Source organism: Pseudomonas bohemica, from assembly GCF_002934685.1.
Lineage (GTDB): Bacteria > Pseudomonadota > Gammaproteobacteria > Pseudomonadales > Pseudomonadaceae > Aquipseudomonas > Aquipseudomonas bohemica.
Map to the genome: position 1 here is coordinate 86,172 of NZ_NKHL01000118.1, position 15,939 is coordinate 102,110.

Sequence of the window (15,939 nt, forward strand, 5' to 3'; positions counted from 1 at the left end):
ACCTGCGTGAGTGAAACGTTCGGACGCTCAAGCACCACCCCTCGTTTCCCACCGCGCCAGATCGCGGCGGAGACGACTTCCTATAAATGATTCGAGGGGATACTCCATGTTATTGCGCGCCACTCTGGCCGGCTTCGTGCTGGCTTCGTTGACCCTGTCGGTACAGGCAGACACCATCCGGATTGCCATCGGCACTCAGGACACCACCATCAATTGCGCAGCCGGCGGCTTGCTGATTCGCGAACTGGGCTTGCTCGATAAGTATCTGCCCCACGATGGCAAATACAAGGATGCGCAGTATCAGATCGAATGGAAGAACTTCACCAGCGGCGCGCCACTGACCAACGAAATGGTCGCTGGCAAGCTGGACTTCGGCGCCATGGCCGACTTCCCCGGGGCATTCAACGGTGTGGCGTTCGAGACCGCTGGCAAGCACAGCCTGTTCATCAGCGTGCTGTCGGGCAACATCAAGGGCAGCGGCAACGGCATCGTCGTGCCGACTGCGTCCACCGCGCAATCGCTTGCGGACCTCAAGGGCAAGACCATTTCCGTGCCATTCGCCTCCACTGCCCACGGCATGCTCCTGCGCGCGGTGGCCGCTCAAGGTTGGGATCCGCTCAAGGACGTCAACATCATCGCTCAGGCGCCGGAAGTCGCGGGATCCGCGCTGCAGGCCGACAAGATCGACGCCCACGCCGACTTCGTGCCGTTCGGCGAGCTGTTTCCCAATCGCGGTTTCGCGCGCAAGATCTACGATGGTTCGCAATCCAACAGCCCGACCTTCCACGGCGCGCTGGTCGATGAGAGCTACGCGAAAAAATACCCGGAAGTGGTGGTTGCCTACCTGCGCGCCGGCATTGAAGCGAACCAGCTGCTGGCCGCCGAGCCTGAGAAGTACAGCGAGCTGATCGAGAAAGTCACGGGTATCGAGGCTGAAGTCAACTACCTGTTCCACGGGCCGCTTGGCCTGCAAACCCGCGACCTGACGTGGAAACCTGAATATCGCCAGGCCGTCGGCACCGCCATCGACACCCTCAAATTGCTGAAGAAGGCCGACCGCGGGCTGGATCTGAACACCTTCATCGACGATCAGTACATTCGCGCCGCATACAAGGCGTCGGGCCTGGACTACACCGCGCAACTGGCGAACTACGCTCAGGCACCTTTGCAGGCCAACGACGCACTCACAGGCAAGCCGATCACCGACTTCACTCACGTTGCGGAAATCTGGGTCAAGGGCGAGCCAAAAGTCCGCCATTACGCTTCGGCCGAGTCGGCATTCACCGCGCTGCAAGCGCTGAACAAAGAAGGCAAGGCAGTGCGGGCGGTGTATGCCCAGGCCGAAGACAGCGGAATCAAGTTGCTGGCCAATCAGGCCTGGTTTGCCAGCGATGGCAGCGGCCGCCTCAGTGCGTTCCTGCTCAAGGGCCAGGCGCAGCAGTTCGCGCAGGCGCAGGGTGGCAAGGTGTTGGACTTCAACGACGCCAGCGCTCAGGCCGCCGTCGCCAGCCGCTGATTCGTTGCAGGAGCGCGTCTGCCCGCATTACCACACGTCTGTGATGCAATCACGATCGTGGCAAACGCGCTCCTGCAACAACAGGAACCCCCAGGAGAAAACATCCATGCTTGCGTCGCGCTGGATTCCACGCATCTTTTCCTTGCTGCTTTGCCTGCTGTTCTGGCAACTGGCAGCCAGCAATCACTGGAACCTGTGGCTGGTGACCTTCATCAATGTGCCGACGCCGCTGGCGGTGGTGCAGGCCGCGGTGGGGCTGGTGGATTCCGGCAGGCTGATGCAGCACCTGAGTGCCAGTCTGAGCCGAGTATTCGCAGGCTATCTCGCGGCGCTGCTGATCGGGGTAGGGCTGGGGGTGATCATCGGGCGCTCGCGCTGGGCCGAAGACTTGTTGCTGCCGCCCCTTGAAGTGTTGCGGCCGATTCCGGCGGTGGCGTGGATTCCCCTGGCGATCCTGATGTTCCCGTCGTCCGAGTTGTCCATGGTGTTCATCACCTTTACCGGCGCGCTGTTTCCGATCCTGCTCAACACCGTGCATGGCGTGGAAGCTGTTGACCCACGACTCATCGCGTCGGCAAGGAGCCTCGGGGCGGGGCGGCGAGCGATTTTGCTGGAAGTGATCCTTCCCGGCGCGGCGCCGAGCATCATCACGGGTCTTGCCATCGGCATGGGCACGTCCTGGTTCTGCCTGGTGACCGCCGAGATGATCTCCGGACAATTCGGCATCGGGTATTACACCTGGGAGTCGTACACCATCCAGAACTACGCCGACATCGTTGTCGGCATGCTGCTGATTGGCCTGCTGGGCATGGGCAGCAGCCTGCTGGTCAAGCGCCTGGGCCATTTGTTCACCCCTTGGCACCGAACACGAGGAAAAGCCTGATGAACGTCGCAACCCACCCGGCTGGCCGCGTCGATATAAGCGGTATCACGATCGCTCTGGGCGAAGGGCAGAATGCTTTTCGGGCCGTGCAGGCGCTGGATTGTCAGGTGGAGTCCGGCCAGTTCGTCTGCATTCTCGGGCCATCCGGTTGCGGTAAGTCGACCTTGCTGGGCGCGCTGGCCGGGCATCTGCAACCTGTCGAGGGCAGCCTCAAGGTCGATGGTCTTCCGGTACAAGGGCCATCGCCCCAGCGAGGCATAGTGTTCCAGCAGCACACGTTGTTTCCCTGGCGTAGCGTGCGCGAAAACGTCGCCTTCGGTCTGAAGATGAATGGCGTGGGCAAGGCCGAGCGACTGGCCGCCGCCGACGAGATGCTCGCACTGGTGGGGCTGGAAGGCTTCGCCGGGCATTGGCCGGATCAACTCTCCGGTGGCATGCAGCAACGGGTGGAGATTGCCCGGGTGCTGATCAACCGTCCGCGCCTGCTGCTGATGGACGAGCCTTTCGGCGCCCTCGACGCGTTGACTCGGATGAAGATGCAGGAGTTGTTGCTGGACATCTGGACCCGGATCCGCACCACGGTGGTGTTCGTCACCCATGACATCGACGAGGCGCTGTTTCTCGCCGACCGGATACTGGTAATGAGTTCGCGCCCGGGGCGTTTCATCGAAGACCTGCAACTGGATTTCCCGCGCCCGAGAAGCACCGAGCTGGTGACGCGCCCGGAGTTTTCGCGCCTCAAGCGTCACTGCCTCGAACTGCTGCACCATGAGGACGGTCGGCAGCTGCCTCGGCTCAATCCCCTCGGGCTACCCAACGATCACCACGGACTGCGACTGGCCTTATGACTGAATTTACGACTCTATTCACCGGCGATCTCCAGAGCATCGACCACCCTCAGATCCTCGCCTTACGGCCCAGGCTGGAAGACGCCGACGCAGGCGTACGCCGAATCGCGCTGATCGAACTGGCCGATCTGGAAGAGCCCGAGGGCTTGATCTGGCTGGCCGACCGGTTGGCCCGCGACCCGGCCGAGGACGTCCGTGCGCAGGCCGCCGCCTTGCTGGAAGCCTGGGAAGAGCCTGAGGTGGTGCAAGCGCTGTGTGAGGCGCTGACCGATCCTGAGTCTTCGGTGCGCGACGCCGCCGCGCAAAGCCTGAGCGTGCTGAAGACGGCCGAGGCGGGCAGAGTGATCCTGCCCTGGACCACCCACGCAGACATCGGCGTGCGCACTGCGGCGTTTCGCGCTTTGCGCGAGTTGCGTCTGGAGGATGCAGCACCTGCCGCGTTGCTGGCGTTGGCGGATGAAGATGCCGGGGTGCGCCGCGAAGCGGTCGGTGTGCTCGGCTGGCTCAAAAAAAACGAAGCTTTGGATACCCTCGCGATCCTGGCCAGCGATGACCCGGACAGTGAAGTGCGCCGCGCCGCCACCGGAGCGCTGGGTCTGGCCAACAGTGCACAGGTGTTGCCGGCATTGCGCAAGGCGCTGGGTGATGACGCCTGGCAGGTGCGGGAGGAAGCGGCGACCACCCTCGGCAAGGTTGGGCATCAGGACGCGGTGCCTGCGCTCGTTGAGGCGCTGGCGGACGAGTACTGGCAAGTTCGTCTGCGCGCCACTCGCAGCCTGGGTCGCCTGCGCAACCCCGAAGCGCTGTGGCCACTGGTTGAAACGCTGACTCACAGCATCAGCAACCTGCGCAAGGAAGCAGCGTTGGCGCTGGGGGAGCTGGGTGACGACCGCGCCCGGCCTGCCTTGTCGCAACTGGAGCATGACGGCGACCCGGAAGTGCGCAAGGCTGTGCGTATCGCGTTGGCGCAGCTGCAATGATCCCAGCCCCGGTTTCCATCGGTAATTCCCGTGAGCGGCAGCAGCTGCGTCTGACCTGGCAGGATGGCAGCGAGCAGCACATCGCTCATGTTCTATTGCGCGAGCAATGTCCGTGCTCACAATGCCGGGCGTTTCGTCTGCGCGGGATGAAGCCTGTGGTCGCATCGTCGTTGCAGCTGGTGGAGGTTCGCCCGCAGGGATATGGGCTGCAACTGATGTTCAGCGACGGGCATCAGCGGGGGATTTATCCGTGGGCGTATCTGGCGGGACTGGCAGGCGATTAGAGGACGCGATGCGCGCCCAAAGATGAATTCCGGACAGCTCGTACAATGCCTTCAGCCACAAAAAAGCAGCCCAAATAAAGCTGCTTTTTTCGTTTGAGTCAGAGAGCCGGGATCAGAACCGCGCCTTGTCGATCCACTCCAGCGACGTGCGCCAGATGCAGATGCCCAGGAAGTACGCCGACATCACCAACCACAGGCTCAATACCCATGAGCCGTTATACGGGTGATTGATCACCAGCAGGAAGCTGCACAGAAACCAGACACTGGTGACCGCGATGTTGATTGGCATGAAACGGCGCACCCGAAACGGATGCAGGAATTTCATCCGGGTCACGGTCAGCAGCGCAAGGCAGATGACCGTGATAAATGTCAACCAGGGAGCTGGCGAAAGGATGTAGACACACAGCGCGACCACGTTCCACGCCGCCGGGAAGCCCTGGAAGTAGTTGTCTTTGCTCTTCATCTCGGTGTTGCAGAAGCAGAACAGCGACGAGACCAGAATGATCGAGATGGTCAGCAGCAGCGTGTAATCCGGCAGCGGAATGTAGCGATAGATGAACAGCGCAGGGATGAACACGTAGGTCAGGTAGTCGATCACCAAGTCGAGTACCGAACCGTCGAAATGCGGCAGCACCGATTGCACGTTGACCTTGCGGGCCAGAGAGCCGTCCAGCCCGTCGACGATCAGGGCAATGCCCAGCCAGAGCAGGCAGGCCTTGGGCTGGTTGTCGAACAGGGCGATGGTCGCCAGGAAAGCGAGGACGACGCCGGTGGCCGTGAAACCATGGGCGCCCCATGCCTTGAGCCAGGCGATACGTTGAATTGGAATCATGGACGGTCCTTCTGAAAATAAAACTGACCAGATCGATTCGCCACAGGGGGGATCGTGGGCCTGACCAGCGGTGCAACTATCGACCGGTTATCGGCTGATAAGGTTCACCTGTCACCCCTACACGGTAGCAGGCGGCGCAATCTTTCGTTACTCAATTGTGATTTTGCCATCGTTGTCTGCGCACGCAAAACGTGTCACCGGTCGGCTGCTGACGAAATAAGGCATTTTGCTGGCCCCCGGTTCATTCTTATCTCGGCAGAATCTGCGCTCTTTCAGAGAGTTAGCCAGGGATTTGCATGCGGATTATCAAGTTTGCTGTGGCGTTCTGCGTACTGACGGGCCTGGCGAATTCAGCGTTTGCGCGGGATCTGAGCAAGAATGAGCGCGACCTTTGCACGTGGGGTGCGGGCATTGCCGGTACGGCGCAGCAGTACAAACTCTCCGGGTTGACGTTGTACGGGGCGCGCAAAAAGCTCCAGGCCCGGCACTTTCCCCAGCAGTGGATGCGCATGAGCGCACTGGGGATCGCTGAACAGACCTATGACAGCCCGTCGCGGTTGCGGCCCGAGAGTGTCAGGCAGGTTTACTACGAAGGCTGCACTCGGCATGAACTGGCGCGCAGGTAAGCGCGCCTTTGCGGCGCGCTCGATGTTGTATCAGTGCGCTGCCCGGGGGATGGTTTTCAGCAGGTCGGCAGGGCTGATGTGGCCTACCACCGGAGCGCTGCCAGGCTGAGGCAGGTTAAGGATGTGGCCTTTCATCTTGCCGATGATGTGCATCTCGCACGGCTTGCAATCAAATTTCAGCGTCAGCACTTCATCGCCATGAATCAGCTGCATCGGTGCCACCTTGGTGCGTACACCGGTGACGCCCTTGGCCTGTTTCGGGCACAGGTTGAAGGAGAATCGCAGGCAGTGCTTGGTGATCATCACCGGCACTTCGCCTGCTTCTTCGTGGGCTTCGTACGCTGCATCGATCAGCTTGACGCCGTGGCGGTGATAGAAATCGCGGGCTTTCTGGTTGTAGACATTGGCCAGGAAGGACAAATGCGAATCCGGGTATACCGGTGGTGGGCTGGTTTCGGCTTTGCGGCCACCGCGTGGATGAGCCGCGACACGAGCGGCAGTCAGGGTTTCGATGACTTCGCGGCGCAAGGCTTTGAGCTGTGAGTTGGGGATGAAAAACGCCTGCGGCGCATCCAGCTTGACGTCGGTGGCGTGGTACTGGGTGGTGCCGAGCTGACAAAGCAGGTCGCGCAATTGCTCCAGCGCCTGTTCCGGCTTGTTGGCTACGCCGAACGGACCTTCCAGCACGACGCTCTCGCTGATGCCTTCCTCACTGGTGGCCACCAGTTCCAGGCGCTCTTCACACAAGCGCGCTAGCCATGACAGACCAATGCGGCGCTCGGCCGAGGTCTTCTGCAAGGCCTGCTGCCAGTTGTGGTCAAGGTTGCGATTGAGCGGGTGATTGGGGCGGACCTTATGCAGGTCGGCTGGCATTTCGTTGGGCTCGACGCGGTAGCGGTAGCGCTTTTCACCGTCCTCTTCGAACTCGCCCTTGGGTTCAGCGATGTTGGCGCGGAAACCCACGACTTCACGCTTGATCTGCACGTTGAGGCCGTCGCCGTTGGTCAACGGATCATGGGTGATCACTTGCAGATCTCGTTTGCCGACTTTTTCCACGATGCCTACTGGCAGACCAGTAAAGGTCGGGGTGTCGAACGCACCGATATCGATCTTGCGATCGGTGACGAAATAGTCGGTGCTGCCTCGGTGAAAGGTCTTTTCCGGGTCGGGCAGGAAGAAATGCGCCGTGCGGCCGCTGGAGGCTCGGGCCAGGTCAGGACGGTCTTCAAGCACATCGTCCAGACGCTGGCGATAGTAGGCCGTGATGTTCTTCACATAGCCCATGTCCTTGTAGCGCCCCTCGATCTTGAACGAGCGCACACCGGCTTCGACCAGAGCGCGGATGTTGGCGCTCTGATTGTTGTCTTTCATCGACAACAGGTGTTTTTCAAAGGCGACGACGCGGCCCTGGTCATCTTTCAAGGTGTAGGGCAGGCGGCAGGCCTGAGAGCAATCACCCCGGTTGGCACTGCGTCCGGTCTGGGCGTGGGAAATGTTGCACTGGCCGGAGAAGGCTACGCACAGCGCGCCGTGAATGAAGAACTCGATCGCCGCGTCGGTTTCGTCGGCGATGGCGCGAATCTCTTGCAGGTTCAGCTCGCGAGCCAAAACCAGCTGCGAGAAACCGGCCTGGTCGAGGAATTTGGCCCGTTCCAGCGTGCGAATGTCGGTCTGGGTGCTGGCGTGCAGTTCGATCGGCGGAATATCCAGTTCCATCACGCCCAGGTCCTGGACGATCAACGCATCGACACCGGCGTCGTACAGCTGGTGGATGAGCGTGCGTGCCGGCTCCAGTTCGTTGTCGTGGAGGATGGTGTTGATCGTGGTGAACACCCGCGCGTGATAACGATGGGCGAATTCCACCAGTTCGGCGATGTCGCTCACCTCGTTGCTGGCGTTATGGCGCGCGCCAAAGCTTGGGCCGCCGATGTAGATGGCGTCGGCGCCGTGCAGGATGGCCTCGCGAGCGATGGACACATCGCGGGCAGGGCTGAGCAATTCCAGGTGATGCTTGGGTAGGGACATGTTTTTTTAGTCGGATCGTCACGGTCAAGGCGCGCATTGTAGCGGCGAAACGTGCGAGCGACATCCATGGGCTGCCCGGTGGCGGCAAAGATAACCCGAGTTGGCGCGCAAGATGCCAAACCCTGTGGCAGTCCGGCTTGCCGGCGGCGACTCGGATGACTCCGGCGGCAAGCGGTGCTGCGGCAGATGCAGTGGGTAGTTGCGTTAACCCCTGGCCGCCATCGCGGTGACTTCCACACGCATGCCTTCGACAGCCAGCGCAGCCACGCCGACGGCCGCGCGTACTGGCCAGGGTTTGGCGAAGAAGCGTTTGTACACGTCGTTGAAGGCGGCGCGGTCGGTCATGTCGGTCAGGTAGATGGTCAGATGCATGACCCGATCCATGGAACTGCCCGCGCGTTCCAGAGCGACCTTTAGCGCCTGCAGGGTACATTCGCTTTGTTCGGTGATGCCACCGAGCTCAAGGCTGCCGTCTGCGCGGGTTGGAACCTGGGTGGAAACCATGATGCCGCCGAAGCTGGCAACGTCGGAGGAAATGGAATCGGCATCGGGGTCGGGGAGGAAGGTGAGGTCTTGGCTGGACATGAACATCTCTGTGCTGGGGGACTGAACGGCGCGCGAGGGCCGGCGCCGTGGTGAAGGCGGTCATGATAAAACAGATCGACCACGGTTGAACCCCGTTGTCGGTCTGTGACCGCGCAACGAGGCATGCGCTTAACCTGCTGGTCCATAAACGGTCGAACCGATGTAGTAATGTCGGCCGGTGCTGTCGGTTTTAAACAGCACGCGTCTCAACAGCTGCGTACTCAACAGCCCACCTCGAGGAGACAGTCAATGAAAGGCTTCAATGGCAAGATCGTGCTCGTCACCGGCGGCTCCAAAGGCATCGGCCTGGCCTGCGCCCAACAGTTCGGCGCGCAGGGCGCCCGAGTCGTGATCAGCTCGCGCACCCAGGCCAATATCGACAAGGCACTGGAGTCGCTGCCAGGTGCGGTGGGATTTGCCGCCGATGTGTCGGACGAGGCGTTCGCGGCGGCGCTGGTGCAGCGCGTGAACCTGGAAGTCGGACCCATCGACGTGCTGGTCAACTCGGCCGGCGCGGCGAAGCGCTCCCCCCGGAAGACCTGACGCCGGCGTTCTGGCGCGGGGCAATGGACGCCAAGTTCTTCTCGACGATCAACGTCGTCGACCCTGTGGTCAAGCTCATGGCGGAGCGCGGTCAAGGCGTGATCGTCAATATCATCGGCGCCGGTGGCAAGGTGGCCAAACCCATCCATCTGGCGGGCGGTTCGGCCAATGCGGCGCTGATGCTGGCGACGGCGGGCCTGGGCAATGCGTATGCGGGGTCCGGTGTGCGGGTGATCGGTATCAATCCTGGTCTGACCGAAACCGGCCGCGTCGCCGAGGGCATGGCGGCAGATGCGGCCCATGCGGGTATCAGCCTGGACGCGGCCATGGAACGCAGCGTGCAGAAGATCCCCATGGGCCGGATGGCCAAACCGGAAGAGATCGCCGATCTGGTGCTGTTCCTTGCGTCCGACAAGGCCCGCTACATCACCGGGACCATCATCACCATGGACGGCGCCGAGCATCCGTTGGTGTAACGCCTGAATCACCGGCTGTGCGCTTTCGGCAGGCTATAGCCAAACACTTACAAGCGGTTCAGCAAACTGGCCGTATACAGCGCGGCTGCAAAGCCTTAACTTGGATCCATCGACTGAAGCGCAGGAAGCACTTCAGAGGTCAGGGACGATCTGCCATTTGCCTGGAACGCTACCGACAGGACGTTGGAATGGTCTTGATAGCAAAGAACCCGCTTCGGCGGGTTTTTTATTGGGTGCGCCACGCGGGGCGCGTTGCGTACGTACGGTGATGTGAGAGGACGGCGGATGTAAGTCCACCTCCTGCTCGATCCTGCCATTTGCCAGCGCAAGCCCGACCGGGCAGCGCGTCAGGATCACTCCTTGACGTCCATGAACTCCTCGGCCCACGCCACATAGCTTTCCGGCAGGGTGTAGGTGTGGGTGAGTTCGGTGGCGCTGAGGTTTTCGGTGCTGTGGGTGACCTTGCGCTGGGCGCGCAGACTGTCGTAAGTAGCCTTGATCGATGCGAAGTAGGCTGCATGGCCGGCAACGACGATGCGCACCCCCAGTTTCGCCAGGCGCTGACTGTCGCTCAGCTTGGGGTTGCCGTAGGTGACCAGCATCAAAGGCACGCTGAGCTTCTCGGAGATCTGCTCCAGATGGTCGAAGTCCTTGACCCCGACCATGCAGATGCCGTCCGCGCCTGCCTTTTCATAGGCCTGGGTGCGTTCGATGATGTCCTCAACGGGCAGCACGCCGGCGTTGGTTCGGGCGATGATCGAAAGCTCAGGGTCGACGCGAGCCTCCAGAGCAGCCTTGACCTTGCCGATGCCTTCTTCAATGGTGATCAGGTCGGTCGACTTGCGGCCGAACTGCGCTGGCAACAGCGTATCTTCGATAGTCAGCGCCGCTACACCTGCGCGCTCCAGTTCTACGACAGTGCGCATGACATTGAGGGCGTTGCCATAGCCATGGTCGGCGTCAGCGATGAAGGGCAATTGAGCGACGCGGCCGATGCGGGTGGCCTGCTCTACGAACTCGCTGAGGGTGATCAGCGCGAAGTCCGGGGCCGCCAACACCTGCAGCGAGGCGACCGAGCCGCCGAGAATACCGACCTCGAAGCCCAGGTCCGCAGCAATGCGGGCAGACATGGGATCAAACACGGAGGCGGTTTCGAAGCAGCCTTGGGACGCCAGCAGTTCACGGAAATTGCGGCGCAGAGCGGAGTGCGAAATTCTGGACATGACGTTTCCTGGTTCTGGCCATCATCGATGATAACGATCTGCGCCAATTCAAAATGAGGGGCGAGACTAACATGCCGAAAATCCGCAGGTTATGTCGTTTGAGCATGGGCTATGCACAAGATACATACCTGTAACGCCCCGGAAAAGCCCGCTGTAGGCGCTTGGCTCTCTGGCGTGCCGTTTGCGCCGGCGCCGGGAAGTTCGCAGCAGGGTACGAGCTCACCCTGGCTGTGGATTAAAGTTAAATGAAAAGTTATCTGAAGTTAAACTTTATTTAATAAATAACAGATCACGAAAAAGAGCATTGCTCATTTAGATATAATCGCGGGTATCGATACCGGCGATACTTCTTATCGATGTTAAATACTTACCCTTTTCCGCTTATTGAGCAACAATCAACTCCACAAGCAAACGAACTAACACACTTTGCCTGCTTATGATCCAAACAGCTTCATCACCGATTCGAACCCATTCTGGAGATTGACATGAAATATTTAGCCTTCGCCGCGCTTTCCCTGTTCAGCGTATTTGCCTCGGCCAATGAGCTGGCCGACGCTTCTGCCAGCGCGCCTTCGCAGGTCGAGCAGTATAACCGTCACAAGGGGCTGGACGTTGCCAAGGTCACCAGCGTGAAAAGCGCCCAGGATCCTGAAAAAGTCGATGGCTTGGTCAAAACCGACATGACTTATGTTGATAGTGCTGGCGTTACACACAACCTGGAATACACCACTATGGGCTACGGCCGTCAGAACGGCTGATCATTCCGGCTTTGAAAATATGCTCAAGATTGAAAACAAGGCGCTGCATTTATATGCAGCGTTTTTTTGCCTGAAATAATGGTCAAGGCATCAGGTTCGATTGCAGCAACTACCTGAAACCGCTTTGTTTAATTGCTGGCGGGTCGGTTCAACGCGACTCAAAAGCCTCGCTGGCCCCCTATCATACGCCGCCCAGAAACTTGATATGAGTTGCGTGAGCATCGTCCAATGGCAGAAAACCGCAACGCAGATAGAATGCTGCTCCATCCGGGGTATCGGTGGACAGGCGTACGACTCGAAACCGTTGAGCGGCGCGCTCCACCAGCCGCTTCACCAGGGTTCTCCCAACGTTCCGGCCCCGTGCTGCGTCAGCCACGTACAGCCTGCGCAGCCGGCCCGTGTCGTCTTGGAGATAGGGGTCACGTGACAGACCCCCAATCGCCACCAACTGTTCATTCAGGTAGGCGGCCATGAGGCATTCGCCAGGTTCATCGAAACGGTTCGCTCCGGATTCCCATTCGGCTATCAACCGCGTGAGAAACCTGAATCCCTGCGTGATTGCCTCCTGTTCCAACACTCGCAGTTGCGCAGGCAGCGCCGCGATCTGCTGGACGTCCAACATTTTCATTCATCAACCTCGATCTGGATCCAGCGTGCTCAACCAGTCCCATCGCGCCTGATAGCTCTGAGCTTTTCTCATGAACAGTTCAGGCTGAGGGAAATTCGGATTCATGCGCAGAACGCCTCGTTCAAGCTCGGCCAGACCGTGCGGCGCATAGAGCTCGCCGGTGTCGATATGCAAGCCGATACAGGTGCAACAGATCAGAAAGCGATCGATGCTTTCTTTCGCTGACCGCAGTGGCGGGTAGTCGCCACCGAACCGGTCGCTGAACCAAAGATGCACCCGCGCCTGATTTCTCAGTTCCACCTTCACGCCCAGGTCGAGAAAGAGCGCCTGCGCAGCCACGATGACCTCGTTTTCAGCTTCCCATGAGAGGTCTTCATCGAAATAAAAAACGTCGTAATCATTCACGCCCCACCAAACGGGTCGGTCCGAGATCCGGTTCCAGATCGCCTGGAAAATACAGCCTGCGGTGAGCATGGGCTGGTTCAGGTGTAACGAAGGCAGTCGCGAGATGATTTGCGCATTGATCGGGTTGGACATCGCGATGTCGATAAGGCCGGGGACAGTCAATGTCATGAATTTTTCCTGGTTGGAGCAGCTTTTGCAGAGCGAGGAGAGGCGTGCGCCGTTGCCGCTATTGACGCCATGCAGCACTGCAAGAACAGTACCTGAGCGGGCAAGTCGCTGAGTGTCAGCCGTACGCATCCTCCAGCCAAAAACGGATTTCAACACATGTCAGAACCCCGCATCCGCCACCTCGCCATCTGCGTCTTTCATCATCGGGGAAAGATTCTGGTCAACCCGTTCCACGACCCCGTGAAGCAGCAGTCGCTGTTTCGTCCACTGGGCGGCGGCGTCGAATTCGGCGAGCGGAGCATCGACGCCATCGTCCGGGAAATCCGTGAGGAGTTGGACCTGCCGATCCGCAACGTCCAGCTGATCGGCACCCTGGAAAGCATTTTTACCTATCTGGGCAAGCCCGGCCACGAAGTCGTGCAGGTTTACGATGCCCAATTCGAAGATCCAGCGCTTTACGAAAAGCCGTGGCTCGAAGGGCAGGAGAGTAATGGCCAGACGTTCAGGGCCGTGTGGCGAGACAGCTCCAGTTTCCGCAGCGATGGAATTCTGGTGCCGGAGGGGCTTTACGAGTTGTTGAAGTCGTTGTCGCTGCTGAGCTGATCCCGGATCGAATACTCGCAGTCCGCGCTGAGGTGTGGGGTAAAACGCAGAATGCCGCACAGCTGTTGCGCACCCAACAGACCCGCTGGACAAAAGGAAGTTACGCACCATGATTCGCGCATTGATGGTCGATGTAGATGGCGTCCTCGTTAGGGGCCGTCCCTCCGATGGCGAGCGCTGGTCTTCATCGATCGAAGCTGACCTTGGCTTGAGGCTGGCTGATCTGCAGCAGCATTTTTTTACCCCGCATTGGGAGGCCATCATCACCGGCCAACTCGGGCTTGTGGACGCGTTGAAGCCTGTGCTGCAAAGGATTGCCTCACACTTGTCCCCTCACGACTTCATCGAATACTGGTTCGCCCATGATGCACTGCTTGATCGCAACCTCATCGCCGATCTGGATCGACAGCGCGAGCAGGGCGTTAAGGTGTACCTCGCAACCAATCAGGAACACCTGCGGGCAGCGTACCTCATCGAAGAACTCGGCCTGGGACAGCACTGCGATGGCATCTACTATTCTGCAGCGATGGGTTGCCGAAAGCCGCATAGCCGTTTCTTTGAAGCGGCGGCTGCGCTGTCCAACATGCCGGCCCACGAACTGCTTCTACTGGATGATCTCGTCGAAAACGTCAGTGCTGCCCGCAAAGCGGGCTGGCAGGCGGTGCACTGGACGCCGGACAGTTCGCTTTCTCAAGACGACGACTGCAGATCCTGATCGAGACAATAGAGATAAAGGCGCAAACAAAAATGGACGATACGCTCGAACTCATATTCAGACTGACGAAGGCCGGTGATTTTGAAGCCGCTTACCAATACTGAAGCAGTTTCCGGAGTCAGGCGTTGGCGAGCTTCTGCCAGGCTTGCCTTCGAGGCTTGCCGATTCGGTCTAGAGGACTCAACCAGTAGGCGGAAAGCTACGACCTGCGTTCCGGCGCTCTTCGGATCTGGAAGCCTGTCTTGTTTTGTTCAAAGCCAGCTGCCCGATAGAAGTTGTGAACGGCGGGCCGCTGCGAGCCTGTCATGAGCATGACCTTGTAGCAGTTGACGTTCCACGCCGCTTTGACCGCCTGATCGATTACCATCTTGCCGTAGCCCTTGTTACGGTGCTCGCCGTGGGTTACTACGTTCTCGATAAGGGCGTAGGGGGAACCTGCGCGCGTGATGTTCGGGATCACTATCAACGTGCAGGTGCAGACGACATTCCCGTCGTAGCAGCCCACAAAAATCCCGCTGCCGGGATAGGCTTTGAGCAGATTGAAGCTTCTCTCTGCGTCTTCCAACCCGGCGTCATCATCGGACGGATTGAGGTGGCGATAAAGTCGTATCAGGGCCGGCACATCTTCGAGCGCCGCGATTCGAACGTGCATCAACATAGCCCCGCGTGCTCCCTCAGGCAGTTTCAGCGCTTGGTGCTACAGCACCATCGACCTTGTAAGCCAGAACGGGTTCGCCTGCCAGCGCCTCGGAAGTGAGGCCGTTTACGCCGACGGGCACGTCGCCCACCAGTGTGGTGCGGTAGAGCTGGCGATCGTAGGGCAGGTCAGCAAGGTCCTTGGGGGCGAGATGCGCCGTCGATCGATTGTCCCAGAAAGCAATGGCGCCCTCGGTCCACTTGAAACGAACGGTGAATTCGGGGCGGATCACATGCTCGAACAGCAACGCCAGCAGTTGCTCGCTTTCACGGGGTGCGAGGCCATCGATGCGCTTGAGGAAGCCTGGGCTTACGAACAGACTTTTGCGCCCGCTTTCGGGGTGGATGCGAACCAGCGGATGCAGGCTCACCAGTTCCCTAGCTTTGACCTGATCATGAAATTCGCGTTTGCCTGCCTGGCCTTCCGGCGGGGTGAAGCGGTGCTCGCCGCGCAGTGTTTCGAGAAAGCCGCGTAACGTCGGAGACAAGGCGTCGTAGGCTGCTTCCAGGCTGGTCCACTGAGTGTCGCCGCCATACGGAGGAATGGTCACGCCACGAAGAATGGAGGCTGTGGGCGGATTGATCGCCGCCGTCACATCCGTGTGCCATCCGGTCCACGGCTTGAACAGCCGGGCGCCTTCGAATCGAGTTCCGAAACGCGATTTGGCCACGGAATATATGTGCGGATAATCCTGCACCGAGCCGAACACCGGGTGGCCTACGGTCAGCTCACCGAACTGACGGGCGAAAGCGATGTGTTGATCATGACTGAGATGCTGGTCGCGGAAAAAAATGACCTTCCACTGCACCAGTGCTTCACGAATTGCCGTGACCTGTGCCGGAGAAAGCGGCGCCCTCAAATCAACCCCGGTTATCAGCGCCCCGATGTGTCGCGCAAGGGGTTCAACGCTTATGTTTTCTGACATATTGCTTGCCTGCTTCACGTCATCTTCCGGGACGTCAATATGCGGTTTACATCAGCGTTGATCTAATATCGATGAGGCATACAGCCCTGCTTTTTGGGTCTATGAGAAGCGCGCATCGACACAGGCATCAACGAAGAGTTACACGCTCCATTGATGACTGAACGGAGCCAAACCACGCGCCAACTATTTTCCGTCGTCTGCATTGACACTGCTGTCAAA

General features: G+C 59.7%; 17 protein-coding genes and 1 pseudogene. 10 read left to right on the forward strand and 8 right to left on the reverse strand.

The window, feature by feature from the left end; translation table 11 throughout:
- The first annotated feature begins 106 nt into the window (after positions 1-106).
- From CE491_RS23345 to CE491_RS23365, 5 genes are all read left to right on the forward strand, one after another.
- On the forward strand, positions 107-1,516 hold the full coding sequence (locus tag CE491_RS23345) for an ABC transporter substrate-binding protein (protein ID WP_110950701.1): 1,410 nt from the start codon (positions 107-109) through the stop codon (positions 1,514-1,516).
- Between the two features lie 106 nt (positions 1,517-1,622).
- The gene (locus CE491_RS23350) at positions 1,623-2,399 is read left to right on the forward strand and encodes an ABC transporter permease (RefSeq protein WP_110950702.1); all 777 of its coding nucleotides are present in this window, start codon (positions 1,623-1,625) and stop codon (positions 2,397-2,399) included.
- On the forward strand, positions 2,399-3,247 hold the full coding sequence (locus tag CE491_RS23355) for an ABC transporter ATP-binding protein (protein ID WP_110950703.1): 849 nt from the start codon (positions 2,399-2,401) through the stop codon (positions 3,245-3,247). The genes CE491_RS23350 and CE491_RS23355 overlap by 1 nt, the downstream gene beginning before the upstream one ends.
- The gene (locus tag CE491_RS23360) at positions 3,244-4,227 is read left to right on the forward strand and encodes a HEAT repeat domain-containing protein (RefSeq protein WP_110950704.1); all 984 of its coding nucleotides are present in this window, start codon (positions 3,244-3,246) and stop codon (positions 4,225-4,227) included. Before CE491_RS23355 ends, CE491_RS23360 begins: the two co-directional genes overlap by 4 nt.
- A complete protein-coding gene (locus CE491_RS23365) occupies positions 4,224-4,511 on the forward strand; it encodes a DUF971 domain-containing protein (protein ID WP_110950705.1) in 288 nt (95 codons plus the stop codon). Before CE491_RS23360 ends, CE491_RS23365 begins: the two co-directional genes overlap by 4 nt.
- Positions 4,512-4,623: 112 nt before the next feature.
- On the opposite strand, the gene pcsA is transcribed toward CE491_RS23365, so the two are convergent.
- Positions 4,624-5,343, reverse strand: coding sequence for a phosphatidylcholine synthase (gene pcsA / locus CE491_RS23370; RefSeq protein ID WP_110950706.1), 720 nt, complete (start codon positions 5,341-5,343; stop codon positions 4,624-4,626).
- A gap of 296 nt (positions 5,344-5,639) precedes the next feature.
- Between pcsA and CE491_RS23375 the strand changes: the two genes are divergently transcribed.
- Positions 5,640-5,969 (forward strand): hypothetical protein, encoded by a 330-nt coding sequence (locus CE491_RS23375; protein ID WP_110950707.1) that lies wholly within the window; start codon positions 5,640-5,642, stop codon positions 5,967-5,969.
- A 30-nt stretch (positions 5,970-5,999) separates the two neighbouring features.
- Here CE491_RS23375 and CE491_RS23380 read toward each other — a convergent pair whose 3' ends face one another.
- Together CE491_RS23380 and CE491_RS23385 are read right to left on the reverse strand one after the other, a co-directional pair.
- Positions 6,000-7,994 (reverse strand): peptidase U32 family protein, encoded by a 1,995-nt coding sequence (locus CE491_RS23380; RefSeq protein ID WP_110950708.1) that lies wholly within the window; start codon positions 7,992-7,994, stop codon positions 6,000-6,002.
- Positions 7,995-8,198: 204 nt separating this feature from the next.
- Positions 8,199-8,579 (reverse strand): RidA family protein, encoded by a 381-nt coding sequence (locus tag CE491_RS23385; RefSeq protein ID WP_110950709.1) that lies wholly within the window; start codon positions 8,577-8,579, stop codon positions 8,199-8,201.
- A 249-nt stretch (positions 8,580-8,828) separates the two neighbouring features.
- Between CE491_RS23385 and CE491_RS30870 the strand changes: the two are divergent.
- A pseudogene (locus tag CE491_RS30870) lies at positions 8,829-9,598 on the forward strand (SDR family oxidoreductase).
- A gap of 353 nt (positions 9,599-9,951) precedes the next feature.
- Here the strand turns inward: CE491_RS30870 and CE491_RS23395 are convergent.
- On the reverse strand, positions 9,952-10,821 hold the full coding sequence (locus tag CE491_RS23395) for an isocitrate lyase/PEP mutase family protein (protein ID WP_110950710.1): 870 nt from the start codon (positions 10,819-10,821) through the stop codon (positions 9,952-9,954).
- Positions 10,822-11,306: 485 nt separating this feature from the next.
- Between CE491_RS23395 and CE491_RS23400 the strand changes: the two genes are divergently transcribed.
- A complete protein-coding gene (locus CE491_RS23400; protein WP_110950711.1) occupies positions 11,307-11,579 on the forward strand; it encodes a DUF2790 domain-containing protein in 273 nt (90 codons plus the stop codon).
- A gap of 181 nt (positions 11,580-11,760) precedes the next feature.
- On the opposite strand, the gene CE491_RS23405 is transcribed toward CE491_RS23400, so the two are convergent.
- Together CE491_RS23405 and CE491_RS23410 are read right to left on the reverse strand one after the other, a co-directional pair.
- Positions 11,761-12,207, reverse strand: a complete 447-nt coding sequence (locus CE491_RS23405; RefSeq protein ID WP_110950712.1) for a GNAT family N-acetyltransferase — start codon at positions 12,205-12,207, stop codon at positions 11,761-11,763.
- A gap of 3 nt (positions 12,208-12,210) precedes the next feature.
- On the reverse strand, positions 12,211-12,780 hold the full coding sequence (locus CE491_RS23410) for a nucleotidyltransferase family protein (RefSeq protein WP_110950713.1): 570 nt from the start codon (positions 12,778-12,780) through the stop codon (positions 12,211-12,213).
- A gap of 156 nt (positions 12,781-12,936) precedes the next feature.
- Between CE491_RS23410 and CE491_RS23415 the strand changes: the two genes are divergently transcribed.
- Together CE491_RS23415 and CE491_RS23420 are read left to right on the forward strand one after the other, a co-directional pair.
- Positions 12,937-13,383 carry an NUDIX hydrolase gene (locus CE491_RS23415; RefSeq protein ID WP_110950714.1) on the forward strand — a complete coding sequence of 149 codons (447 nt, stop codon included), beginning with the start codon at positions 12,937-12,939 and terminating at the stop codon, positions 13,381-13,383.
- 109 nt (positions 13,384-13,492) lie between these two features.
- A complete protein-coding gene (locus tag CE491_RS23420; RefSeq protein ID WP_199885228.1) occupies positions 13,493-14,098 on the forward strand; it encodes an HAD family hydrolase in 606 nt (201 codons plus the stop codon).
- Positions 14,099-14,297: 199 nt separating this feature from the next.
- On the opposite strand, the gene CE491_RS23425 is transcribed toward CE491_RS23420, so the two are convergent.
- Entirely contained in the window at positions 14,298-14,756 is a 459-nt protein-coding gene (locus CE491_RS23425) for a GNAT family N-acetyltransferase (protein ID WP_199885229.1), read from the reverse strand.
- 16 nt (positions 14,757-14,772) lie between these two features.
- A complete protein-coding gene (locus CE491_RS23430; protein WP_110950715.1) occupies positions 14,773-15,720 on the reverse strand; it encodes a TauD/TfdA dioxygenase family protein in 948 nt (315 codons plus the stop codon).
- Positions 15,721-15,939 lie beyond the last annotated feature (219 nt).